The organism is Pseudomonas sp. D3 (assembly GCF_029320995.1).
GTDB lineage: Bacteria > Pseudomonadota > Gammaproteobacteria > Pseudomonadales > Pseudomonadaceae > Aquipseudomonas > Aquipseudomonas paraveronii.
This window is the reverse complement of record NZ_CP119772.1, coordinates 3,039,318-3,063,421: the sequence shown is the minus strand read 5'-3', so window position 1 is coordinate 3,063,421 and position 24,104 is coordinate 3,039,318. Positions and strand designations below refer to the sequence as shown.

Below are 24,104 nucleotides of genomic sequence, written 5' to 3'. Positions count from 1 at the left end.
TGACGGCTCGCTGCGTGATCAGCCGATCAACTCCATGCCACCACCAACAACCCTGCCCCCAGTACCATGCACAACGGCGAATAAAAATACGTATCCCACCGCGCAAACCGCGAACCACCTACCTTTTTGAAAAAGCCCACCAGCTCCGAATCGCCGATCGCCCGAGCAAACATGATCACGGCAATCGCGCTGATGCCCCATTGCAATGCGCCATGGGACACCGCCGAAAAATACAGCCCGGCTCGCAGGCAAACGAGCAAGGCAATTGCCACCAGGCCCAGCGCCACCAGAAAGGTGCCCAACGCCGAGGGCTTGAACGCCGGGCGGGGTCCGCTGGCGAATTCGCCGGGGAGTTGGGGGATGGCGGCGAGGCTGCCGAGTTTGCCGCCGGCGGCCCAATACAAATGCACCATGCTGACAAAGGTGAAAATACCGACGATCCATCGTGCGACGATAAAGCTCATGGCGGCTTCTCCCAGAATTTGTGCGATCTAGGATAGTCCCCCTGAGATTTTTTGCAGGCATTTCGCCGGCGGCTGATGGTAAAGTCCCGCCCCATGAAAATCGCCCGTGCCGACCGTTCGCTCATTGCCTGGATGCTCTACTGCTGCGTCCTGTTCAATGTGTTCGCGTGCAGCATCGGTCATGGGCAAATGGTGGGCATGCAGCTCAACGGCATCGGTGGGCAGTTCTGTACCGTCGACCCGCGCACCCAGGCGCCCAAACCGTCCAACTCCACCGATGAAAGCCTGCCGACGCTGTCCAAGGCATTTGGTTGCCCGCTGTGCTCCACCGGCGGCATGGGCCCGGCGCTGAGCTCCAGCCTCAACGTCGCGGTGTTGCCGCAACCCCATGCACCGCCGCCGGCTATCGTACTGGCCGCCGATATCCCTGCTCGCTTCACCTGGCCCACGGCCCACCCACGGGCACCGCCCGCCCTCGCCTGATCCTCGCGCTTTCTGATCTGCACTGACGCCGTTTCCGTAAGGAAATACGGGCGACTGTGCGTTGTTTTCAAGCAGGTTTTCAGGATTCAAGCATGAAACATTTACCTCTGTTGGCGGGCCTGTTCGGCTGCCTGCCTGTCTGTGCCTGGGCGCTCGAACTCGCCCCGACCACCATCGATGGCGACCCCACCAGCGAACCGGGCCTGGGCCTGGACCAGTCCAGTGGCGTCGCTTCGCGGCTGGGGCTGAGCGTGCGCGAAACGCCTGCCTCGGTGGCTATCGCCAACCGCAATGACATCGAGCGCCATGGCGCCAAGACTTTCCGGGATGCGGCCAATACCTTGCCCGGCGTCAACGCCAGCGCACCGCCGGGGTTTGGGGGCTTTGTGTCGTATCGCGGGTTTACCAGCAGCCAGATCACCCAGATGTTCAACGGCATCAACGTCGCCACCGGGCTGGCCCGGCCGGTGGATGCGTGGATCTATGATCGGGTGGAGCTGGTCGGCGGGCCCTCGTCCTTGATCAATGGTGCGGGCTCCGTAGGCGGTTCGCTGAACTACGTGACCAAGCTGGCGACCCGCGAGGAACAGGCCGCCGCAGGCCAATTGACCTATGGCAGCTACGACACCGCCGGCATGGCGTTCGGCCTGAACCACGCGCTGACCGACCCCAGCGCCGACGTGCAGCATTACGCACGCCTGGACGTCAGCCGCAATACCAACCACAGCTACATCGACCGCGATCAGCGCGACGCCTGGAGCGTAGCGTTTTCCCTGCTCAGTGACCTCACCCCCAACCTGTCCCATACCCTGGCCCTGGAACACCAGGACGAGCATGAAGACAGTCCGTACTGGGGCACGCCGGTGCTGAATCCCAAGGCTGGCGAGCTGAAGATCGATAAACACAACCGGTTCAACAATTACAACGTCGCCGACGGCCGTTACGAACAGCGCACGCTTTGGGCGCGCTCGATCATCGACTACCGGATCAACGACAGCACCACGCTGAAAAATACCCTGTATCACCTCGACAGTCAGCGCGATTACCGCAACCTGGAGACCTACCAGTACAACGCCGACAACAGCGCGGTGAACCGCTCGACCGCGTATCAGGTACGTCATCAGGGCGCGCAGAATGGCAACCAGTTCGAACTGCGTCATGACGACAGCGTGTTCGGCCTCTCCACCACCTGGTCCGGGGGCTTCGAATACAAGGTCAACAGCACGACCAACAGCCCGCTGAGAGCCGCTGGCAATAGCACGGTCGATCCTGACCACTATGACCCAGGGCACTTTTACGACATTCCTGGCACCCGACCAGGCTTTATCAGGGACAAGACCAACGAAGTCACCACCAAAGCGCTGTTCGTGGAAAATCGCCTGGGCCTGACCGATAAGCTGACATTGCTGACGGGCCTGCGCTACGACGCCATCGACCTGGATGTCACCAACCACGGCGCGATAACCGCCAGCAGCCCACGGTACTTCACGCGCAGTTGGGCGCCAGTGACCGGGCGCGCAGGCCTGACCTACCAGTTCATCCCGACGGCCAATGTGTACGTGCAATACAGTACGGCCGCCGAACAACCGAGCACCACCACCCAGGTATTCGACGTATCCACCGGCAAGCAGTGGGAAGTGGGCAGCAAATTCGACTACCTGGACGGTCGCGGTTCGGCCAGCGTCGCCGCTTATAAAATCGAGCGCAAGGACTTTGCCGTCACCGACCCGCTGGACCCGATCAACAGCATCCCGGTAGGCGCGCAGTCGTCCAAAGGCATTGAGTTGGCCAGTTCGTTGCGCATCACGCCGCGACTACTCGCCGAAGGTAACTTCGCCTGGGTGGATGCCGAGTACGACGAGTTCAATGAGAAAATCGCCAGCGGCGCGGTGGTTTCGCGCAAGGGCAATACACCGACCAACGTGCCCAAGCGTGTCGGTAACCTGTGGCTGACCTATGATTTTTCCGAGGATTGGCAAGGCGGTGTGGACGCGCGATATGTCGCGCAGGTTTATCCGGATAACGCCAACACCCAGACAGTGCCGGCCTACACCTTGTTCGGAACATTCCTGCGCTACCGGGTGGACGCCCACACCTCGGTGACCGGCCGCGTGCGCAACCTGACCAACGAGGTGTATGCCGAGTTCGCCCATGTGTCCCCGGCGTATTACCTGGGGGCGCCACGGACGTTTGAAGTGGCGGTGCAAACCCGCTTCTGACCCTACAATACAAACCAATGTGAGAGCGGGCGTACTGTGGCACGCCTGCGTCCACATGCTTGATCTGCGTTCTGCCGCGGGATGGGCCTCTATTTCAGGCTGGCTTCAACCTTCTGCGCTACATCTTCCGTCAACCATGCCTTCCACACTTCGGGATGCGCCTTGAGGAACGCCAGCGCGACGTCCCGTGGCGCCGTGTGATTCTCGCTCATGGTCGCCAAGGCTTTGTTCAGCGGCTCAATCGGGAACTCGACCTTCTCGAAGAACCCGGCAATCTGCGGATGTTCTTTCTGGAACGGCGTGGACACCCCGATACTCAACTTGGACGCCAGAGACCGCGTCGGCTTCGGATCGGGATTGTCCGCATCCGTCAGCGTCTTCCAGGCCTGTGCATCAAACGGCGGCTCTTCCAGTTGGATCAACTTGTAGCGCCCCATCAAGGGCGTCGGTGACCAGTAGTAGAACAGCACCGGCTTGCCACGACGAATCGAGGAGGCAATTTCGGCATCCAATGCCGCCCCCGAGCCACTGCGGAAGTTCACATAGCTGTCGTCCAGGCCGTAGGCCTTGAGTTTCTGTTTGTTGACCACTTCCGAGGTCCAGCCAATGGGGCTGTTGAGAAAGCGCCCTTTGCCGGGGGATTCGGGGTCCTTGAACACGTCTTTGTAGCGCGCCAGGTCCGCGACACTTTTCAGGTCTGGCGCCAGCGGCTTAAGGCCTTTTGCGGGGTCGCCCTTGACCACGTACTCCGGCACCCACCAGCCTTCGGTGGCGCCCTTGACCGTATCGCCCAACCCGGCGACTTTGCCTTCGGCCTCGGCCTTGACCCACACCGGACTACGACCCGCCCATTCTTCGCCGATCACCTGGATATCATTCTTCGCCAGGGCGGTTTCCAGGGTGATGGTGGTGCCGGGCAAGGTGTCGGTAGGCAGGTCATAGCCGTTCTCGACGATATACCGCAGCACTTCGGTGATCAGACTGCCGCTTTCCCAGTTCAAATCGGCGAAATGCACAGGCGCCTGCGCAGCCGAAACGGGCAACGAAGCCACCGACAGACTCAAGGTCGCCAGGGACGCCGCCAACAGGGTTCTCAATCCTTTCATGCCTTTGCACCTCACGTGTTCGCAGCAAAAACGGACGGCTTTGCCGCCAATGCGCGAAGCCTCTGAATAGTTAAGTCAACTCAACTGTAGTAGAGGTTCCCGGAGATAAAGGCTGTTCGCTGTACGGAGGGGTTATTCGCTGGCCTTGAAGGTCACCAGTTCACCCTTGCGCCACTTGGCGGCCTTGCCGGTCACGGCCTTGAGGGTTTTGGTCAAGCCTTCCTGCAATTGTTCGTTGGCGGCAAACACCAGCATCACGTTGTGACCTTCCTTGAACACAATGCCCTGGCCTTCCGCCGAGGAAACAAAGGCGTAGTCGCCCAGGCCATAAACCGTCAACTTGATATCGCGAAACTTCAATTCAAACTTGCCACCTTCGCGACTGGGCAATACCGCTGCGCGAAAATGATCGCCTACCTTGAGTTCGAGGCGCTGTTTGTCATCCACGACCAACGCCGATTCAGTATCGATCTCGGCGATGTAGATGCCTTCCGGTGTTTGTTCAGTGATGTAAACAAAACGGGATTGAAACTGTTTGACCAACTTTGCGCGCAAATCACCCAGCACGAATAACGCGTGCATATCCAGATTACTGACTGCCAAGGAAACGCCCCCACATCAAAAAAAGCACTGTCCGCCGGGACGGGCAGCACAAAAAAACGGCCATAACGGCACGCTCACACAACACATTTATTAAAAAACCTGAAAAAACGCCCCCTGCGGTGCCGCAAGACCAATACAGGCATACACGATAGACCCTATGCAGGCCATCGATCTTCACAGCAAATCACAGGTTTAGCGGCCCGAGAAGACGGGCCGACCAGCTTCAGAGAATAACCCAATTAAAAAACGCAGTTTCCGACAATCTGCACAAAACAAAATACCTGGGTATGGAACCGAGTGCCGACCGCCGACGACAATACTAAAACAGCAACACGGGTCAAAACCACCCGTTCCGCTGCTGGCGGGCCAACCAGATCGATCGACAGGAGCTGACCATGCAACGACGTCAACACGGCGCTACGTCTTCCGGCACTCATTCATCCTATCAAGACGAGCGCCAATACTACTGCTTGCAAAGCCATACTGGATACTCGAACTCCGTGCTTTATCAAGTTGTACCCGCCGGCCGGAACTTCTTTCATATTCTGGAAGTAACCAGCGGCAGGATCAAAGGCTTTCGCAGCAACCATATCCGCGCCTGCGAACTGGCAAAAACCCTCGAAGCCGCAAAGCACGCCCCTCACGGCGGGATCGTTTCGTCACCTGGATGACTTTACCGCGCCGCCGTCCCTCAACAACTGCCATACTGGCCCGTCCATTGAAGTTTGCCCCCTGCGGGTCAGGTTTCATCAGTGCAGTTACCTTGAAGGGAAGGTTATACGTGACGGAATTTGATATTGGCGAATTTTTTATCCATGGCGAAGCCAGAGAAGTAGACGGTGAATTCCAAGCAGTTATCGTAATGCGTGCCAAGCCTCCCTTGACCACGATCACAATGCACCAAGTGGAAAAAGATCGTTGGTTCAAGACTGCAGACACCGCCGACATCGCGGCAAAAGAAGCCGCCAAAGCGCTCAAGACTGCGGTGGACTCAGGGGCACTGACCACCTAAGAATCCGATAGAACTCTACTGCGCGAAAAACCTCCGATGCATATCCCCCCCCAAAAACCGCACGGAGAACGATATGGACGCGCCAGTACCGACCCTTGAAACCCTGTTTGATCAACTGGGCCTGGATTCCACCCCGAAGGCCATCGATGCGTTTATCGCCGCGCATCCTTTGGCCAACGACGTGAAGCTGATCGACGCGCCCTTCTGGGCGCCCCAACAAGCTCAGTTGCTCAAGGAAGAGCTGCGTGAAGACGCCGAATGGGCAATGGCCGTGGATGAACTGAACCAGCGTCTGCACCAAGCGCAATAACGCCCCTCAATGCAGGCTGTCTGACTGTTCCATGCGCAACAGCGCTTGCCAGGCGGCCCTGCACTCCTCGGCTTCATCACGGCTGGCGAAGGCCGTGCCACGCTGTTCACCGTTGAGCAGCACGACCCAACAAGCCTTTTGACCCAGCGCACGCAGGGTTTCGGGTACGCCACTGCCAATCATCACAGCGACATCGACTTTTTTTTGCATGGGGCTTCTCCGCAGCGATAGTTAGCTGACTAACAATGTCGGCCATGCTACGTTTTTCCTCCGGTCAGAAAAAGCTATCCCCTGAATAGCTTCATTGCATAAACCGCAACAATACTCAGCGCTTGGCCTTGGTGTTTTCGGGTTTATAGCCCAGGCGCAATCCACCCCAATGCCGGCCCTTGACCATGATCGGCACCGACAAGTCGTGCATCAGCTCGCCTGTATCGCGGGTGTAAGTCTGCAGCAGCACCGCTTGCTGATGGCTGCCACAGCGAATCCCGGTACGGTCGTCGAACTTGCGTTTGGTGCGATTCTGTAAGGCGTCCACCTGTGCGTCGCCAGTCAACGGCTGGGAAAACGCCTTGTTGTGTGTCGGAACATACCCCTGCTGCGTACAGGCGATGGCAAATACCAGGCCCTCATGGCGCGGCAGCAGCGTCTCTTGAATCGCTGGCAATACCTGGTCGGTGTAGCCATCAAAGCGCGTGTGGAACTTGCTGGGGCGGGTGTTGGGGATCGACGTGTAGCTGCGGTCAAACAGATCCTCCAGGCTGATACGGTTTTGCAGTACATCCGCCTCGAACTGTTCGGCAATGCGGCTCGCGCCTTCCCGGGCGAGGTCGTAGATGCGTTGGTGATAGTCATCCAGCCCGACTTCAGCCAGGCGTTCGCTGATGGTTTCGGCCTGCCCTTCCATTTGCACGGCGGCATCGGCCAATTGACGGGTTTGCTCGTCGCTCACCGTCAGGTCGCTGCGCATTTGCTCCACGGCATGGAACAAGCTGTCGAGTTGGGCCCGGTTGGTATCGGTGCCCTGGGCGATTTCGTTGACCTGCCCTTCGACATCCGCCGCCAGGCTGGCGATGTTCTGCAACTGCTCACCCGCGTGCTCCACCTGCTCCACACCGGTTTGCAGGTCTGTCGACAGTTGGCGAATCTGTTCCACCACCTGGCCCGTGCGTTGCTGGATATCGGCGACCATTACCCCCACTTCCTCGGTGGCAGTTGCAGTACGACCGGCCAGCCCGCGGACTTCATCGGCCACCACGGCAAACCCGCGCCCATGCTCGCCGGCACGCGCGGCTTCGATGGCGGCGTTCAAGGCAAGCAAGTTGGTCTGGCTGGCGATGGATTGGATCACCAGGGTGACGCGCTGGATTTCCTCGCTGCGCTGGCTCAGGGCCTCAATCATCTCGCGGCTGTCATTCGCACGCTGACTGAGCTGGTGCATGCGGGTGATCGACTGGGCCAGCACTTCGCGGCCCTCGGTGCTGCGCTGATGCGCCTGGCTGGCGGCACCCAGTGCCTGGCGGCTGAGTTGGGAGGTGACTTGTTCGGTGCCGATCATCACTTCGGCGCTGCTGACGATCTGTTGGGCGGCGCTCAACTGCGACTTCAAGCGAGCAGCCAGTTGCTTGACCGAATAGGCCACGCCGGCCGCCGACAATGCGTTATGGCTGGTGGTATGGGACAGGTCGCGGGTCAGGTCGCCAATGGCATCGGCCGCTTCAGACGGCGCCGCGCTGGGCGTGCGTTTTTTCAGGCGGGGCAGCCAGATCACCAGCAAGGCCAGTGTCAGGCAGAGATAAATAGGCAGGCTGGCAAACGCAATGCCCAGCAGGACCAGCACCAGGGCGGTGCTCTGCAAGAGCGGCGTCAGCCAGCTGGGCAACCCGCTCACCACCGCGTGCGGTGGCACTGCTGCGCCCATCAGAGGTCCGTCCCCAGCCATCTTCGTCACCCCACTGCTTGTCATTATTGTCTCTGCATTAAACGCCACTATCAGGCCATTATCTATGGGCCTTTAGTGGGGGAGCTTGCAGCAGATCAAGAGACCGGGCGTAACGGGTATTTTCCCTGGGGAGCGCAGTACTCGCCCCCCTCGGCTTCAGCGCATCAGGCTTGGCGCTGGTGCTTGTCGATCTGCTCGTGGCGCTCTTGCGCTTCGATGCAGTACTTGGTGGTCGGGCTGATCAGCAGGCGCTTGAGGCCGATAGCCTCGCCGCTGTCATCGCACCAGCCAAAGGAATCTTCCTTGATGCGCTCCAGGGCGCGCTCAAGCTGCGGCAGCATGCGCTGGTCGCGATCAATGGCATTCACCAACCAGGTGCGCTCTTCTTCCACGGAAGCGGCATCTGCCGGGTCGGCCGGGGTGTCCAGGCTTTCAATGGCGATGCGGTTCTGTTCAATGCGCTCGTGGTGTTCCACTTTCATGTCTTGCAGCAACTGCTCGAAAAAAGCGTGCTGTTCGGCATTCATGTAGTCATCCGCCGGCATGGCCAGCAACTTTTCCTTTGTCATTGATTTCTCTATAAAAAATACGTGCATTAAGGCGAATAAGGGAGCGTTCCGGCCGACCTCTGCAGGTCTCGGAAAGGCGCCATCCATTCCAAGCGCCACCCGGCACTCAATTTACGAGGGGCGGCAGTCTAAGGCCGACTTGAGGGCGCAGCAACTGAAAAGACAGGCATTTTTCCAAGATAACCCCCAAAAGCACCAGGACGGGCTCGGTGAATGGTTATCGGAGTGCGTTTATAGCAAGAAATTCAGTGTTGTGGAGCTATATAGAAGACAAACGGTTAGATCTGACGAATGCAGGTCCAAATGTGGGAGGGGGCAAGCCCCCTCCCACATGTTGCACGGCGTCAGCGTTTTAGCTTGCGCTTGTTGCGATATTGGTCGATCACCACTGCCACCACGATAATCAGGCCCTTGATAATGTCCTGGATATACGCGTCGACCCCGACAAAGGTAAACCCGCTGGCCATCACCCCAAGGATCAGCGCGCCAATCACCGTGCCGGTGATGCGCCCTACTCCGCCCGCCAGGCTGGTGCCGCCGATCACAGCGGCAGCGATCGCATCCAATTCGTAGGACATGCCCATGCCGGCCTGGCCGGTGGCGGCACGCGCCGAGGCCACCACACCGGCCAGGCCTGCCAGGAGCCCGGCGATGCTGTAGACGATGATCAGGTGACGCTTGACGTTGATCCCCGAGGTGCGCGCCGCCTGCATATTGCCGCCGATGGCGTAGGTGTACTTACCGTACTTGGTGTAGCGCAGGGCGATATGGAAGATCACCGCCACCACCAGAAAGATGATCACCGGCATCGCCCCATGACCGATGGCCGTGTAGGAATCCGAGAGCATGCTCACCGGCTGGCCTTCGGTGTAATAACGCGCCAGGCCACGGGCCGACACCATCATCCCAAGTGTTGCGATAAACGGCGGGATACCGGTCACCGCGATAATACTGCCGTTGATCGCCCCCGCCAGCAGCCCCACACCGAGGCCAACCGCGACCGGGATCCACACCGGCAGGTCGGTCAGCGACGGAAACACCGCACGGGAAAAATCAGATGTTTGCGCAAGACTGGCAGCGATCATCGCCGATAACGCAAGGACAGACCCGGAAGACAGGTCGATGCCCGTGGTGATGATCACCTGGGTCACACCAATGGCCAACAGGCCGATGATCGACACTTGCAGGATCATCAGCACCAGGCGCTGGGAGTTCATCAGGAAGCTCTGGTCACGCACAATCCAGCCGAACACTTCAAACACCAGGCCGATGCCGATCAGCACCAGGAAGATGCTCAGCTCCGTCGGCAAGCGTCGACGGCGCTTGACCGTTGCCGTGGCAGGCTTGTTGTCTGTTATTGCGTTCATAGCCGATCACCTTTTTATTCTATGGCGCGGGCCAACCGCAGGCCCGCGCGGCTGTTCGTCAGTGGACCACGGTCATACCGGAGGCCAACTGCATGACTTTTTCCTGGGTCGCCTCTAAGCGGTCCAGGGTGCCCATCAGTTCGCCTTCGTGCATCACCATCACCCGGTCGCTCATGCCCAGCACTTCGGGCAGCTCCGAGGAAATCATGATCACCGCCATGCCCTCGCTGGCGAGGAACGAAATCAAACGGTAGATCTCGGCCTTGGCGCCGACGTCGATGCCACGGGTCGGCTCATCGAGAATCAGCAGGCGCGGCTTGGTCATCAGCCAGCGCGCCAGCAGGGCTTTTTGCTGGTTACCGCCGGACAAAGTGTCGATGCATTGCTCCAGCGACGGAGTCTTCACCCGCAGCTTCTTGCACATGTCTTCACACAGCGCACGCAGGGCTTTCTGCTGAATAAACCCGTTGCCCGAATAATGCGGCAGCACCGCCATTTCCATGTTCTCCAGGACCGACAGGCAAGGGAACAGCCCGCTGAGCTTGCGATCCTCGGTCAACAGCGCAAAGCCTTTGTCGATGGCCATGTGCGGGTCGGTAATACGCAGCGCCTTGCCATCGAGGGTTATCTGCCCGTGGGTGCTTGGGGTGATGCCGAAAATGGTTTCCGCCACGTTGGTGCGGCCCGAGCCCATCAACCCGGCGATGCCGAGGATCTCGCCGGCATGCAGGTCGAACGAGACGTTGTTGAACACGCCGTCCAGGCCCAGGTCGCGCACCGACAACAGCAACTCGCCGATGGGCGTTTCGCGTACCGGGAACAACTGGCTCAGTTCACGGCCGACCATCATCGAGATCAGGCTGTCGCTGTTCATGCTGTCGGCGCGCTGCAGGCCGATGTACTGGCCGTCACGAAACACCGCCACTTCATCGGCGATGGCGAACACTTCATTCATCTTGTGCGTGATGTAGACGATGCCTTTGCCCTGGGCCTTGAGGTCGGCAATGATCGAAAACAGGTGGGCGACTTCCTTCTCGGTGATGGCGGACGTCGGTTCATCCATGATCAGGATGTCGGAATCGTAGGACACCGCCTTGGCAATCTCGACCATCTGCCGTTCGGCGATACTCAGGTTGCCCACATGCTCCTCGGGGTCGAGGTTGATGCGCAGGCGGGCGAGCAAGTCGGCGGTGCAGCGGTGCATTTCGCGGTGGTTGACCATGCGCAGGCTGTTGAGCTGCTCGCGGCCGATCCAGATATTCTCGGCGATGCTCATGTGCGGCATCAGGTTGAGTTCCTGGTGGATCATCGCGATCCCAGCCTTTTGCGCGGCCAGCGGCGTCTCAAACACAATCGGCTTGCCACGCAGGCGGATTTCGCCGGCGTCGGGCTGGTAGATGCCGGCGATGATTTTCATCAGCGTCGACTTACCCGCGCCGTTCTCACCCATCAGCGCCAGCACCGAGCCTGGGCGCACGCGCAGTTGCACATCGGCCAGGGCCACCACACCGGGAAAACCTTTGCTGATGTTGAGGATTTCCAGCAGGTAGGGTTCTTCCAGCAGTGAAGGCTGGATACCGGGAGGCTGCGAGACAGTGGCTTGAGCAAGCATAGGACGGTACTCCATCGGCAGGGCGGGCACGACCGCCCTACCGGCTTATTGTTGTGATGGTGGGGCTACTTGAAGTCTTTGACGTTGTCCGGGGTGATCAGCTTGAACGGGATGACAATGTTCTGCTCGATCGTCTCCTTCTTCGCCATCTTGCGCGCCGCCTCCACCGAGCCGACCGCCTGACCGTTGGCGTCCTGGAACACCGACACGGTCATTTCGCCTTTAGTGATCGCATTCAAGCCGTCCGGCGTGCCGTCGACCCCCGCAATCAAGATGCTGCCCGGCTTGGTGCCGGCCGACTTCAACGCCATGGCGGCGCCAATGGCCATTTCATCGTTATTGGCCAGCACGGCATTAAATTCGCGGCCCTGGGTCAACCAGTCGTTGACCAGGGTCATCCCGCGGTCACGCAGCCAGATACCGGTCTGTTCCTGCTCGATCTGGATCTGCGGGTACTTGGCCAGGATTTCTTTAATGCCCTTGGTACGGTTGGTGGTGGAGTTGTTCGCCAAGTCACCGAGCAGGATCACGACCTTGCCCTTGCCGCCGAGTTTTTCGGCGATGTATTGCATTTGCATGCGGCCGGCCTCTTCATCATTGGAGGTCACGGCGGCCACGCCTTTGGGCAGATCTTTCTGGTCCGGTCGGCGGTTGACGTAGACCAGCGGAATACCCGCCTCGAGCGCTGACTTGCTGATTCGCGCCGTGGACGCCGTGTCCACCGGGTTGACAATGATCGCATCGACCTTCTGGCTGATGAAGTTCTCGACCTGGCTCAGTTGCTTGACCACGTCGGCGCGCGCGTCTTCGAACTGCAACTGCACACCATCGCCCTTGGGATAGGACTTGGCTTGCTTGTCCATGTACTCACGCACGTTGGTCAGGTAGGTGTCATCGAACTGCGACATGCTCACGCCGATCTTCAGATCGGCAGCTGTGGCAAAACCGCTGGCCAGCAGCAGGGACAACGCCAGCGCGGTAAAACGGATCGGGGTCTTCATGAACGGTCTGTCTCCACTTTCTTGTTGGTTTTCTGGACGTAGCGTTTATCAGAGCGAGGATGACGGCAGGCGGACGACCGGTGCCCCCGGAATGCAGCACACCAGGGCGCCTTGGTTTTCGACGCACAGCACATTAAGGAAGGAAAAGTAAAACGGCCGGGCGCGGGGCAGACCGCGTGGCGTGTGGGCAGGGCGTAAAACTCGCAGTACAGCGTTGAAGATTTTCATCTGACGGTACCTGGTTGTTTTTGATCTTGTTTTTGTTGAGTCGCCAGAATCGAATCCGGACGTACTTTATGCAACCTGGAAAAGACTTTATTGGAAAATAATTTCTATATCAACATGTTTTAGAATTTAATTCTATTTCCATTGAAACCACCTGCTGCCGCTCGGCGCTCAGGCGTGCAGCGTCCAGGACACGGGTGGTTTCCAGCGCCTCATAGGCGTCCACCGGCAACGGCCCCTGCCCTTGCACGGCGGACTGCAACTGGCGATAGAACTGCGTCCAGCAGCCTTTCTCCGACGGTACACGCTCGCGCTCCGAGCCTTGTTCGAACCAGCCCCAGCGGCGGTGCTCCTCAAAACCCCAGTGCTCGCCCTCGGTTTTGGGCGACTTGCCGGCCATCAGTGCGTCTTCCTGGCCGTCCAGCCCTTCGACGGTGTAGCAACCCAGGGTGCCGCTGACCCTGAAGCGCGGCGCCGGGCTGTTCTGTAAGGCATTGCCCCACAGGTGGGAAAGCACCCCGTTGCGGTGGGTCAGGGCAACAAAGAAGCCGTGGTCGACGCTGGGGTGTTCAGCGCTGTAGTGCAATTGCGCGAAGACCCGATCCACCGGGCCGAACAGTTGCAGCGCCTGGTCCACCAGATGGCTGCCCAGGTCGCGCAGCCAGCCGCCGCCGCTGGCATTGCCCACGGCTTGCGGGCTGAAACGCTCGACGCAAGATTCAAACCGGGTGACAGCGCCGAGGGCGCCGGCGTCGATCAGTTTGCGCAAAGTCAGGAAATCCGAATCCCAGCGCCGGTTCTGGTAGACGCTGAGCAACACGCCGTGGCGTTCGGCTGCAGTGATCAGCACCTGGGCCTGTTCGGCGTTGGCGGCAAAGGGTTTGTCGCTGACGACGGCGACGCCGTGCTCGATCGCTTCGAGTACCAGTGCCGGGCGCCCTTTAAGCGTGGTGGAAATCACCAGGGCGTCGACGCCGGCCTCGACAATCTGGCCGATGCTGTCAAAGGCTTTAACCCCTGGAAGATCAGCGCTCAATTGCTCGCGGCGCTCGGGTGAGCGAGTCACCACACCAACAAAAGTAGCACCTGGCAGGGTTGCAATCAGTGGCGCATGAAAAAAGCGCCCTCCATGGCCATAGCCGACTAGTCCAATTCGCATACATTCACTCCTTCATTGAAGTGCAAACCACAATCCAACTGTGGGAGGGGGCTTGCCCCCGATGGCGGTGGATCAGATACAGTTTTATTGGCTGACCCACTGCTATCGGGGGCAAGCCCCCTCCCACATTGACCGGGTGTTAACCGTAGAAGGCAGGGTTGCAGCCAGTGGCGCATGAAAAAAGCGCCCTCCATGGCCATAGCCGACTGGTCCAATTCGCATACATTCACGCCTTTATTGAAGTGCAAACCCAATCCAACTGTGGGAGGGGGCTTGCTCCCGATGGCGGTGGATCAGATACAGACTTATTGGCTGACCCACTGCTATCGGGGCAAGCCCCCTCCCACATTGACCGGGTGTTAGCCGTAGAAGGCAGGGTTGCAGCCAGTGGCGCATGAAAAAAGCGCCCTCCATGGCCATAGCCGACTGGTCCAATTCGCATACATTCACGCCTTTATTGAAGTGCAAACCCAATCCAACTGTGGGAGGGGGCTTGCCCCCGATGGCGGTAGATCAGCTACAGCTTTATTGGCTGACCCACTGCTATCGGGGGCAAGCCCCCTCCCACATTGACCGCGTGTTAGCCGTGGTAGGCAGGGTTGCAGCCAGTGGCGCATGAAAAAAGCGCCCTCCATGGCCATAGCCGACTGGTCCAATTCGCATACATTCACGCCTTTATTGAAGTGCAAACCCAATCCAACTGTGGGAGGGGGCTTGCCCCCGATGGCGGTAGATCAGCTACAGCTTTATTGGCTGACCCACTGCTATCGGGAGCAAGCCCTCCCACATTGACCGAGTGTTAGCCGTAGAAGCGCGGACGCTCAGGCAGGCTGACGTGGACAATTTGCCCACTGCCTTGCGCTTCGATACACGCATCCGCCGCGACCGCCGCCGCAAACCCGTCCCACGCCGACGGCCCGCCCACTTGCCCGGCGCGCACGCTGTCGATGAACGCCTGCAACTCGATGTCATAGGCGCCGATAAAGCGGTCTTTCCAGTCCATCAGAATTGCATTGGACAGCTTGGCCTCGCTGCGCAATTGCACCTGCGACGGCTCCGGCAGCTTGGCGATACCGGTCTCCCCCACCACTTCGCACTGAATGTCGTAGCCGTACTGGCAGTTCACAAACACTTCCACATCGATGCGCGTGCCCTTGGCGGTTTCCAGCAGCACGATCTGCGGGTCGCGCAGATGGGCCAGGGCCTTGCTGGTCTTGCGCGGGAACACCACTTGCACGCAGACGTAGTCGTCATCAAGCAGCCAACGCAACACGTCCAGCTCGTGGATCAAGGTGTCGGTGATCGCCATGTCGGTCTTGTAGTTCTCGCCCACCCGCGGGTTGCGGTGCGCGCAGTGCAGCATCAGCGGCTCGCCGATCTGGCCGCTGTCGATCACCGCTTTCAGGGCGCGATAACCTTCGTCATAGGGGCGCATGAAGCCCACTTGCACCAGGCGCTTGCCGTGCGCGACTTCAGCTTCGACGATCCTGCGGCAGCCGTCGGCGGTGACCGCCAGCGGTTTTTCGCAGAACACCGGTTTGCCGGCGGCGATGGCTGCGAGCACGAACTCCTCATGGCTCGGGCCCCAGGAGGTGACGAGAATAGCCTCAACCTGAGGCGAATCGATCAGCGCATGGCCGTGCGCATACACCTCGGCGTCCAGTTTCAGATCCGCCACCACCTTGGCGGCCTGCTCAAGGTCGATGTCGGTCACCGCCACCACCTGGCTGTTGAGCAAGGTCTGGCTGCAACGACGAATATGGTCCCGGCCGATAGCGCCCGTACCGATAACACCCAGCTTCAACGACATACATTCACTCCTCTTGTTATTAGTACTGCCGGGCCTTGGCCAGCTGTTCATTGAGTTTTTTCGCCGCAGCATTGGTGCGTTCGCTGGTGGAGACCTGCGCCACGCCCACCCGCCACCAGGACAGGTAGCCGTGGATCATGGTCTTGGGCAACACCTTGATATCGATCAGCGTCGACACCGTTTGCGTGCGCGCATCGGCCAGCGCCGCTTCGAGCTGCGCCACGCTGCTGACCTTGTAGGTCTTGCAGCCGTAGGCCGCTGCGCTCATGGCGAAGTCCACCGGCACCAGGCCGCCGTCGAGCTTGCCGCTCTCGGGGTTGCGGTAGCGGAACTCGGTGCCGAAGCTGTCCATGCCGTTGCCGATCTGCAGGTTGTTGATGCAACCGAAGGCCATGTTGTCCAGCAGCACCACGTTGATCTTGCGCCGCTCCTGGATCGAGGTGGCCAGCTCCGAATGCAGCATCATGTAAGAGCCATCGCCGACCAGCGCATAGACCTCGCGCGTCGGCTCGGCCAGCTTCACGCCGAGCGCAGCGTTGATCTCGTAGCCCATGCACGAATAACCGTACTCGACGTGGTAGGTGTTAACGCCCTTGCTGCGCCAACTGCGCTGCAAGTCGCCGGGCAGGCTGCCGGCGGCGGCGACAATGATCGCGTCGTCGGCCAGGGCCTGGTTGAGCACGCCGAGGACGCGGCTTTGGGTCAGGCACGAACCGGTCAGCTCGATGAATTCGCGCAGCACGGCGCGGTCCAGGCGGTCGTTGACCTCCGGTACGAAGTCGTCGCCCGCGTATTCCACCTGATGCACCCGGTCGACTTCCGCGTCCAATTGCGCCCTGGCGTCGCGTACCTGCTCGCCCCACCCGGCGCGATAATCCCCCAGTGCAGCGGCCAATGCCTCAAGGGCGACTTGCGCATCCGCCAGCACTTGCACGCCATCGAGTTTCAACGCGTCGCAGGGGCTGATATTGAGGTTGAGGAACTGCACGTCGGCGTGCTTGAACAGCGACTTCGACGACGTGGTGAAGTCGGTGTAACGCGTGCCGATCCCGATAATAAGGTCGGCCTCGGGGGCCAACAAGTTCGCGGCCAGGCAGCCGGTCTCGCCGATCCCGCCGACGTTCAGCGGATGGCAGGAGACCACCGCGCTCTTGCCCGCCTGGGTTTCGGCGAAGGGAATCTCGAAGCGTTCGGCAAACGCCTGCAAGGCGGCATTCGCCCCGGAGTACTTGACCCCGCCGCCGCAGATGATCAACGGCTTGCGCTTGCCCTTGAAGGCCGCCACGGCGTCGCCAATCATCGCCGCGGTAGCCGGGCGACGGTCGAGGCGGTGGACGCGTTTTTGCAAGAAATAATCCGGGTAATCCCAGGCCTCGGCTTGCACATCCTGCGGCAGCGCCAGGGTGACGGCGCCGGTTTCGGCCGGATCGGTGAGCACGCGCATGGCGTGGATCGCCGCGCTCATCAATTGCTCGGGGCGGTTGATACGGTCCCAGTATTTGCTCACCGAACGGAAGGCGTCGTTGGTGCTGATGCTCAGGTCATGGAACTGCTCGATCTGTTGCAGCACCGGGTCGGGCTGGCGGCTGGCGTAGACATCGCCGGGCAACAGCAGCAACGGGATACGGTTGGCCGTGGCGGTCGCGGCAGCGGTCAGCATATTCGCCGCCCCCGGGCCGACCGACGCAGTACACGCGTAGATCTTGCGCCGCAGGTGTTGCTTGGCAAAACCGATGGCAGCGTGGGCCATGCCTTGCTCGTTGCGGCCCTGGTGGACCACCAAGTCGCCGCTGTCCTGCTCCAGCGCCTGGCCCAGGCCAAGTACGTTGCCATGGCCAAAAATCGTGAACACCCCGGCGACAAACTTGCTCTGCACGCCATCGACTTCGATGTATTGGTTATCCAGAAACTTCACCAGGGCCTGGGCCATGGTCAATCGGGTGGTGGTCATGTCGCGCCCCTTAAAGGTCCAGCAGCCAGCTGTGCTGAGGGTCGTTATGAAAATGCCAGGCGCGCTTGGGGCCGGCCATCACGTTGAGGTAATAGGACTCGTAGCCATACGGCACGCTGACCGGGTGGTAACCCTTGGGCACCACCACCAGGTCGCTGTTTTCCACCGCCATCGCCTGGTCGATGCTGCGGTCGTCGGTGTACACCCGCTGGAACACGAAGCCCTGAGGCGGGTTGATCTGGTGGTAATAGGTTTCTTCGAGAAAGCTCTGGTGCGGCAGGTCGTCGGTGTCGTGCTTGTGCGGCGGGTAGCTCGACGAGTGCCCGGACGGCGTGCGCACCTCCACCACCAGCAGCGAATGGGCGGGCTCGCTGTCGGGCAGGATGTCGCACACGTAGCGGGTGTTGGCGCCTTTGCCGCGCACGCTGCGTTTGCACTGTTCGGGGCGGATCAGGCGAGGCTCGAAACCCGCCGCACCGGGCGCGGCGCAGACCGCGATCTGCACGTCGCTCAATGCCGTCACCTGGGCGTCGGTGCCCGGCGGCAGGTAAGCGGCAAAGGGCGATTTGTCTTCAAACACCGACTGACGATCGCCGAGGTTCTGCCAGCTAAAACCGTCGCCTTCGATCGTCACCCGACCGCTGAGCAGCACCAGGCACAGCTCCTGGTCACCGGCCGTGACCGGCAGGGTTTCGCCCAGGCTCAGGCGGTAGGCGGCAAAGCCGACGTAGTCCAGGCGGCCTTCTTCGAGGGCGACCATGGTTTGCCCGCGTTTATTGCTCTTGACCAGCAAGCTCATTGGCCCGTCCTCTCGTTGAGCAGCGCACGCAAGGTGTCATAGCCCTTTTTCGCATAGATATAGCTGGGCGCGACGGCCGGGTCCTGTTCGGCTTCGACCACCAGCCAGCCTTGGTAATGCGCGGCCAGCAGCACGTCGAGCAACGCGGCAAAGTCGATATCGCCGTCGCCCGGCACGGTGAAGGTGCCGTTGACGATGCAGTCGGGGAAGCTCCACATCTGGTTGCGCGCCAGTTGCACCACCGCTTTGCGCACGTCCTTGAAATGCACGTGGCACACCCGGTCGATATGCTTGCGCAGCACGTCGAGGGGTTCGCCACCGCCCATGTAGCAGTGGCCCGAATCGAACAGCAGGCCGACTTCCGGGCCGGTGCGGCGCATCAGTTGATCGATGTCCTCCGGCGATTCGACATAGGCGCCCATATGGTGGTGGTAGGCCAGGCGCACGCCCTGGGACAGGGTAAAGCGCGCCAGTTCGGTGAGTTTGTCGGCATAGTCCTGCCAGGCCTGCTCGCTGTGGAAACGCGGGCGTTCGATCAGGCGGATGCGGGAGCCCTGAATCGAATCGGCGACTTCGCCGTACACCAGCACCGTAGCGCCATTGTGTTTGAGCAACTCGACGTGAGCGGCAATCGCCTCGATTTCCTGCGCCACCGAACGCTGGGCCAGGCGGCTCGAATACCAACCGGAGACCAGCGCTAGGTCATAGGGGCGCAACACATCGGCGACGCCCTTGGCGTCCTTGGGGAATTTGCCGTTGAGCTCAAAACCTTCGTAGCCAATCTGCTTGCCTTCGCTCAGGGCGGTGCTCAGCGGCGTTTCGCCGCCCAGGGCCGGCAGGTCGTCGTTGCTCCAGGAGATCGGGTTGATGCCAATTCGGATTGCGGGCATGGCTGCACCTTTTGTTTTTATCTGACTTAAGCCTGGTGAGGTTTGCTTTATGTGGGAGCGGGCTTGCTCGCGAATGCGGTGTGTCAGTTGAAAAATTTGTATCTGATACACCGCATTCGCGCGCAAGCCCGCTCCCACATTTGATCGTGTTTAATGTCGAGCGCTGCGCCAGGCGTTGATGAGCTGTTCGAAGGTCTGCTGCACCTGCTGAATCAGCGTTTCGTCATCGATCTCCCCCGCCATCCACGCGCGGCTCGGCGCCTGGAAGATCGTGCGACCCACGGCAAAACCACGGCAGGTGCGGCTCTGGCTGGCCTGGCGAAAGCCCTCGGCCAGGCGTTCGGCCGACGCATTCAGGCCCAGCAACACCACGCCACGGCAGTACGGGTCGCGTTCCTCGATCAACTCGTCGAGTTTTTTCCAGTCCTCGGCCGACTGCGCCTCGATCTTCCACCACGCCGGGTAGATCCCCAGGTTGTACAGGCGCTTGAGGCTGCGGTAGAGCACATCGGGGTAGGTGGATGGGTGATCCTTGGGCGGGATGACTTCCAGCAACAGTTCATGCCCGCTGACCAGCGAAGCCTCGTACACCGCCTTGAGTTGCGCTTCCTGTTCCAGGCGCAGCAGCGGTTCGTCATCGGGGTGGTATTGCACCAGGCACTTGATGATTTGCTCCTGGGGCCAGGCGATCAGGTTGCTGCCGATCGAGCGGCCGTGTTCGAACGCCAACGGCCGCGAGTTCTGCACCTCCACCGGGCGTGCAATCCACCAGCCGCGACCGCTGGCGGCGTTGAGCGCGTCCTGGCCGAAGCGCTGGTCGGCGAGCAAGCCCACATCGGCCTCGACGCCCTGCTCGCGCAGCTTTTTCTCCACGCGCTCGACGGCCTGGATAAACAGTTGCTTGATCGCGCTGATGCGGCTCGCGTCCTGGCCTCCGCGTTGGGCCAGGTCGACCAGTTGCCAACGGTGGTCGAAGGCAAATACGAACAACTGCTTCCAGGCCTTGCGCGGCACCGTGACGCGGTGCAGGCGTTGCAGAGTCGCGTCTTGATCGGGACGGGTGATCGGCAGCGGGCTGTTGAACAGGTAATCCAGCTCGGCGGGCGTCGGCATGGCCGGTGCGCAGGCGTGGCGCGACACCACCAAACCACCGCAGGCATTGGCCAACTGGCTGCATCGCGCGTCGTTGGCATCGTTCAGCCAGCCGCTGAGAAAGCCCGACATGAACGCATCGCCGGCGCCCAGCACGTTAAGCACTTCGACGCGCACGCCGGGGTAGATTGCGCCGTCTTCCAAGCGTGCCGGGATCGCGCCGTGGATCACCGTGCAACCCTGCGGGCCGAGTTTGACCACCAGGGTCGCCGGGGTCAGCTCGCGTACCCTGCGCAGCGCGCTGAGCAAATCCTCACTGCCGCCGGCGATCAAGAATTCTTCTTCAGTGCCGACGATCAGGTCGAAGCGCGGCAGGATGCTCTGCACGTGCTGGCTGACACTGCGGTCGGCGACAAACCGGGTTTCCCCATCGGCCTTGCCTGCCAGGCCCCACAGCACCGGGCGGTAGTCGATGTCCAGCACGCGCTGGACGTTGTGTTTGGCCGCGTAATCCAGCGCCTGGAGGCTGGCCTTGTACACGCCGTCGGTGGAGAAATGCGTGCCGGTAATCAGCAGGGCCTTGCTGGAGGCGATAAAGGCTTCGCTGATGTCCTCGGCGCGCAGGGCCATGTCGGCGCAGTTTTCGCGGTAGAACACCAAGGGGAAGGTTTCGCGGTCCTTGAGGCCGAGCAACACCAGGGCGGTGAGGCGTTCCGGGTCGATCTTGATGCCGCTGACATCACAGCCTTCACGGGCCAGGGACTCCGTCAGGAAGCGGCCCATATGGTCGTCCCCGACCCGGCTCAACATCGCCGACTTGAGGCCCAAGCGTGCGGTGCCGAAGGCGATGTTGGCGGAAGAACCGCCGAGGTACTTGGCAAAGCTGGAGACGTCCTCCAGCCGCGCACCGACTTGCTGTGCATAGAGGTCGACGCCCAGGCGACCGAGGCAAATCAGATCCAATTGACGCCCACTGGCAAAACGAGTCTGGCCCATGCTGGCTCCTGTTATTTTTATCAGCCTGCGTTGTGCCACCGTGGCGACGGCAAACGCTCTTGGTGGAGCAGACTAGAACGTTCAGCGAACTCAATCAATATTTATTCCATAATTATTTTAAGTGGAATTTTTATTCCAATACTTCAGCATAGAGGCACACCCGCGACACTGCATCGATTCAGCAGGCCACTCGCGGCCGCATGCCGGGGTATTTTTTTGCGCCTACCCTGTAGACTTGCGCCCACCATCAGCGCACCAGATGAACCCGCCAGAAGGATTGCTTATGTCCCGCACCGATCAGCCGGCCACGCCCGAGACCGCTTCCCAAGACACTCTCGCCAGCCCTGCGATCAATGCCGAACGCCTGCTGCAGCTGATCACCGACGAATACGAAAGCCTGCCACGCCAGCTCAAACGCATCGCCAGCTACATGAGCCAGCAGAGCGACCGGATCATGGTCGACCGCATCAGCGACATCGCCCGCGAATGCGAAGTGCATCCGTCGGCCATCGTGCGGTTTTCCCAGCGTTTCGGGTTCAGCGGGTTCAGTGAGATGCAGGCGCTGTTTCGCGAGGCGTACACGCACAAGACCACGCCCGTGCAGAACTATCAGCAGCGCATCCGCAGCATGATCGCCAACAAGTCGCAGAAGGCCAGCGGCGGCGACCTGGCGCGCGAGTGCGTCAACGCCACCCTCTCGGGCATTGAGCGCCTGGGCCTGGAACTGGATGACACGGCGTTCGAAAAAGCCGTGGACCTGGTGGTCAACGCCGACAACATCTACGTGGTCGGCGTGCGCCGTTCGTTTGCGGTGGCCGACTACCTGGTCTACAACCTGCAGCACACCAACAAGCGCATCCACCTGATCTCAGGCCTGGGCGGCAGCTACCGCGAGCAGATGCGCAGCGTGCGCGCCAATGACCTGGTGATCGCCATCAGCTTCACGCCCTACGGCAAAGAGACCCAGCACTGCCTGCGTATCGCCCAGCACCACCAGGCCAAGACCCTGATCATTACCGACAGCAACCTGTCGCCCCTGGCCAAACGGGCGAACGCAGTGTTGCTGGTGAATGAAGGCTCATCGTTTGCCTTCCGCTCCCTGAGCGCCACGTTGTGCCTGTGCCAGGCGTTGTTCATTGCGGTGGCGTATCGCTTGGAATTGAAGGTGGATGAGATTCATGAGCAGGTCGGGTTTGACGACTGACTATCTGACACAGCAGGCCAAATGAGGGAAGGGGCTTGCCCCCGATGGCGTTGGAACAGTCGAAAGTGCTGTCGACTGACACTCCGCTACCGGGGGCAAGCCCCCTCCCACAAATCACCGGGATCAGTGCATGAAGATCGCGATCAGGATGATCACCGGAATCGGCACGCCGAGGAACCACAGAAGTAATGAGCGCATGTTGTTCTCCTTGAATTAACGAACGTAGGTTTCGGTTTCGACGTACACCACGGCATCGCGGCGACGGCCACCAAAGGTCGCAGCGAAGCTGGCAAAGAAGGCGCCGATCAACAGTGCGACAAAGGTCCACAGTGAGGTATAGGCAGCGACTTTGGCGGCCGTATCAGCGGCTTGCTTGGCTTTGAGCTTGGCGTCTTCGACGGCTTTACGCGCATCACCGTAGACTTTGTCGATACGCGCTTCGGCATCGGCCTGGCTAAGGTTGGTGCGCTGGCTGATCAACTGGGCCAGGTAGGCACGGTCTTCAGCGGCGAGTTGGCCGTCATTACTCAGGGTGCGGGTGAAGATGCGTGCAACCACGCCATGGGCAGCGTCATCACTGACCGCGACCGGGCGATCATCACGAAACAGGCTGTCGACGTAGTAGTCGAAGTCGCCGCCGTTAAGGCCTTTGGCTGCACTGCCCGCGGCTTGAGTGATACCGCTGGCCGCGCCCGCTGCCACGCTAGTACCGGCTTTCACACCACCGCTCACGACACTGCTGACCGAACCGACCACCAGCACTGCGGTGATCAGCGTGGCGACCGCCCAGGCCAGGAAACCATGGGCGGTGTCGCGAAAGTACACCTCATCGCCGTGCATATTGGCCCACTTAACCCGCAACCGGCCGGCGATATAACCGCCCAGCCCAGACGCGACAATCTGGGTAAAGGCCAGCCAGATAATGGTGGAAATGCCAAGCCCCTTGGCGCTGATACCGCTGTCGGCCCACGGCGAGACCGCCGAAAAACCCAGGCCGAAGCCCAGCAATACCAGAATCAGCGACAACGCAGCCGCCGCAGCGGCCCCGGCAAAGATAGCCCCCCAGGAAACCCCGGAGAGCGTGCTCGACTCTTGCAGTGTGGATGAGGATGTGATCATTGTTGTTGTGCTCCCGGCAGGAAAAATAGTGTTACAACTCTCAAAAGGGACAGTGCAGGCAGCATGCCAGTCGCGTAAAAAATTAAAGTCTTTATATTTCAAAAGGTTAAGTAAATTGAACTTGCCAGAACCATGCAACTTGCAAGAAATGGCTGTTGCAGGCGGGCGTAA

23 protein-coding genes are annotated in these 24,104 nt (G+C 60.4%); 6 read left to right on the top strand and 17 right to left on the bottom strand.

The features are described from left to right. Positions 1-26 precede the first annotated feature (26 nt). Positions 27-464: a DUF3995 domain-containing protein gene (locus tag P3S72_RS14055; RefSeq protein WP_276197794.1), complete on the bottom strand. Its 438-nt coding sequence runs from the start codon at positions 462-464 to the stop codon at positions 27-29. A 93-nt stretch (positions 465-557) separates the two neighbouring features. On the opposite strand from P3S72_RS14055, the gene P3S72_RS14050 reads away from it, so the two are divergent. Both P3S72_RS14050 and P3S72_RS14045 read left to right on the top strand, forming a co-directional pair. Then, positions 558-947, top strand: coding sequence for a DUF2946 domain-containing protein (locus P3S72_RS14050; RefSeq protein ID WP_253396438.1), 390 nt, complete (start codon positions 558-560; stop codon positions 945-947). 92 nt (positions 948-1,039) lie between these two features. Further along, the gene (locus P3S72_RS14045; protein WP_276197793.1) at positions 1,040-3,166 is read left to right on the top strand and encodes a TonB-dependent receptor; all 2,127 of its coding nucleotides are present in this window, start codon (positions 1,040-1,042) and stop codon (positions 3,164-3,166) included. Between the two features lie 89 nt (positions 3,167-3,255). On the opposite strand, the gene P3S72_RS14040 is transcribed toward P3S72_RS14045, so the two are convergent. Continuing rightward, on the bottom strand, positions 3,256-4,272 hold the full coding sequence (locus P3S72_RS14040; RefSeq protein ID WP_247402418.1) for an ABC transporter substrate-binding protein: 1,017 nt from the start codon (positions 4,270-4,272) through the stop codon (positions 3,256-3,258). Between the two features lie 132 nt (positions 4,273-4,404). Then, positions 4,405-4,854, bottom strand: coding sequence for a hypothetical protein (locus P3S72_RS14035; protein ID WP_247402442.1), 450 nt, complete (start codon positions 4,852-4,854; stop codon positions 4,405-4,407). A gap of 416 nt (positions 4,855-5,270) precedes the next feature. On the opposite strand from P3S72_RS14035, the gene P3S72_RS14030 reads away from it, so the two are divergent. From P3S72_RS14030 to P3S72_RS14020, 3 genes are all read left to right on the top strand, one after another. After that, positions 5,271-5,546: a hypothetical protein gene (locus P3S72_RS14030; RefSeq protein WP_276197792.1), complete on the top strand. Its 276-nt coding sequence runs from the start codon at positions 5,271-5,273 to the stop codon at positions 5,544-5,546. Between the two features lie 110 nt (positions 5,547-5,656). Continuing rightward, positions 5,657-5,887, top strand: coding sequence for a hypothetical protein (locus P3S72_RS14025; protein WP_247402423.1), 231 nt, complete (start codon positions 5,657-5,659; stop codon positions 5,885-5,887). A gap of 73 nt (positions 5,888-5,960) precedes the next feature. After that, the gene (locus tag P3S72_RS14020; RefSeq protein ID WP_247402425.1) at positions 5,961-6,197 is read left to right on the top strand and encodes a DUF2789 domain-containing protein; all 237 of its coding nucleotides are present in this window, start codon (positions 5,961-5,963) and stop codon (positions 6,195-6,197) included. 6 nt (positions 6,198-6,203) lie between these two features. Here P3S72_RS14020 and P3S72_RS14015 read toward each other — a convergent pair whose 3' ends face one another. From P3S72_RS14015 to iolC, 13 genes are all read right to left on the bottom strand, one after another. Continuing rightward, complete coding sequence (locus tag P3S72_RS14015) at positions 6,204-6,407, bottom strand: hypothetical protein (RefSeq protein WP_276197791.1); 204 nt, start codon at positions 6,405-6,407, stop codon at positions 6,204-6,206. Positions 6,408-6,522: 115 nt separating this feature from the next. After that, a complete protein-coding gene (locus P3S72_RS14010) occupies positions 6,523-8,118 on the bottom strand; it encodes a methyl-accepting chemotaxis protein (RefSeq protein WP_276197790.1) in 1,596 nt (531 codons plus the stop codon). A 185-nt stretch (positions 8,119-8,303) separates the two neighbouring features. After that, on the bottom strand, positions 8,304-8,708 hold the full coding sequence (locus tag P3S72_RS14005) for a TraR/DksA C4-type zinc finger protein (RefSeq protein WP_078742055.1): 405 nt from the start codon (positions 8,706-8,708) through the stop codon (positions 8,304-8,306). A 344-nt stretch (positions 8,709-9,052) separates the two neighbouring features. After that, on the bottom strand, positions 9,053-10,075 hold the full coding sequence (locus tag P3S72_RS14000) for an ABC transporter permease (RefSeq protein WP_276197789.1): 1,023 nt from the start codon (positions 10,073-10,075) through the stop codon (positions 9,053-9,055). Positions 10,076-10,133: 58 nt separating this feature from the next. Further along, positions 10,134-11,687: a sugar ABC transporter ATP-binding protein gene (locus tag P3S72_RS13995; protein ID WP_276197788.1), complete on the bottom strand. Its 1,554-nt coding sequence runs from the start codon at positions 11,685-11,687 to the stop codon at positions 10,134-10,136. A gap of 65 nt (positions 11,688-11,752) precedes the next feature. After that, positions 11,753-12,688, bottom strand: a complete 936-nt coding sequence (locus tag P3S72_RS13990) for a sugar ABC transporter substrate-binding protein (RefSeq protein ID WP_276197787.1) — start codon at positions 12,686-12,688, stop codon at positions 11,753-11,755. Between the two features lie 48 nt (positions 12,689-12,736). Continuing rightward, positions 12,737-12,916 (bottom strand): hypothetical protein, encoded by a 180-nt coding sequence (locus P3S72_RS13985; RefSeq protein ID WP_076952495.1) that lies wholly within the window; start codon positions 12,914-12,916, stop codon positions 12,737-12,739. Between the two features lie 109 nt (positions 12,917-13,025). Continuing rightward, on the bottom strand, positions 13,026-14,072 hold the full coding sequence (locus P3S72_RS13980) for a Gfo/Idh/MocA family oxidoreductase (protein ID WP_276197786.1): 1,047 nt from the start codon (positions 14,070-14,072) through the stop codon (positions 13,026-13,028). Between the two features lie 799 nt (positions 14,073-14,871). Continuing rightward, positions 14,872-15,882 carry a Gfo/Idh/MocA family oxidoreductase gene (locus P3S72_RS13975; RefSeq protein ID WP_276197785.1) on the bottom strand — a complete coding sequence of 337 codons (1,011 nt, stop codon included), beginning with the start codon at positions 15,880-15,882 and terminating at the stop codon, positions 14,872-14,874. 19 nt (positions 15,883-15,901) lie between these two features. Continuing rightward, positions 15,902-17,833, bottom strand: a complete 1,932-nt coding sequence (gene iolD / locus P3S72_RS13970) for a 3D-(3,5/4)-trihydroxycyclohexane-1,2-dione acylhydrolase (decyclizing) (RefSeq protein WP_276197784.1) — start codon at positions 17,831-17,833, stop codon at positions 15,902-15,904. A gap of 10 nt (positions 17,834-17,843) precedes the next feature. Further along, positions 17,844-18,632 carry a 5-deoxy-glucuronate isomerase gene (gene iolB / locus P3S72_RS13965; RefSeq protein ID WP_276197783.1) on the bottom strand — a complete coding sequence of 263 codons (789 nt, stop codon included), beginning with the start codon at positions 18,630-18,632 and terminating at the stop codon, positions 17,844-17,846. Next, positions 18,629-19,522: a myo-inosose-2 dehydratase gene (gene iolE, locus P3S72_RS13960; protein WP_276197782.1), complete on the bottom strand. Its 894-nt coding sequence runs from the start codon at positions 19,520-19,522 to the stop codon at positions 18,629-18,631. Before iolE ends, iolB begins: the two co-directional genes overlap by 4 nt. A gap of 150 nt (positions 19,523-19,672) precedes the next feature. Continuing rightward, the gene (gene iolC / locus P3S72_RS13955; RefSeq protein ID WP_276197781.1) at positions 19,673-21,610 is read right to left on the bottom strand and encodes a 5-dehydro-2-deoxygluconokinase; all 1,938 of its coding nucleotides are present in this window, start codon (positions 21,608-21,610) and stop codon (positions 19,673-19,675) included. Positions 21,611-21,893: 283 nt separating this feature from the next. Between iolC and P3S72_RS13950 the strand changes: the two genes are divergently transcribed. Continuing rightward, positions 21,894-22,814, top strand: a complete 921-nt coding sequence (locus P3S72_RS13950) for a MurR/RpiR family transcriptional regulator (protein WP_247406183.1) — start codon at positions 21,894-21,896, stop codon at positions 22,812-22,814. Between the two features lie 213 nt (positions 22,815-23,027). On the opposite strand, the gene P3S72_RS13945 is transcribed toward P3S72_RS13950, so the two are convergent. Beyond that, on the bottom strand, positions 23,028-23,933 hold the full coding sequence (locus P3S72_RS13945) for a hypothetical protein (RefSeq protein ID WP_276197780.1): 906 nt from the start codon (positions 23,931-23,933) through the stop codon (positions 23,028-23,030). Positions 23,934-24,104 lie beyond the last annotated feature (171 nt).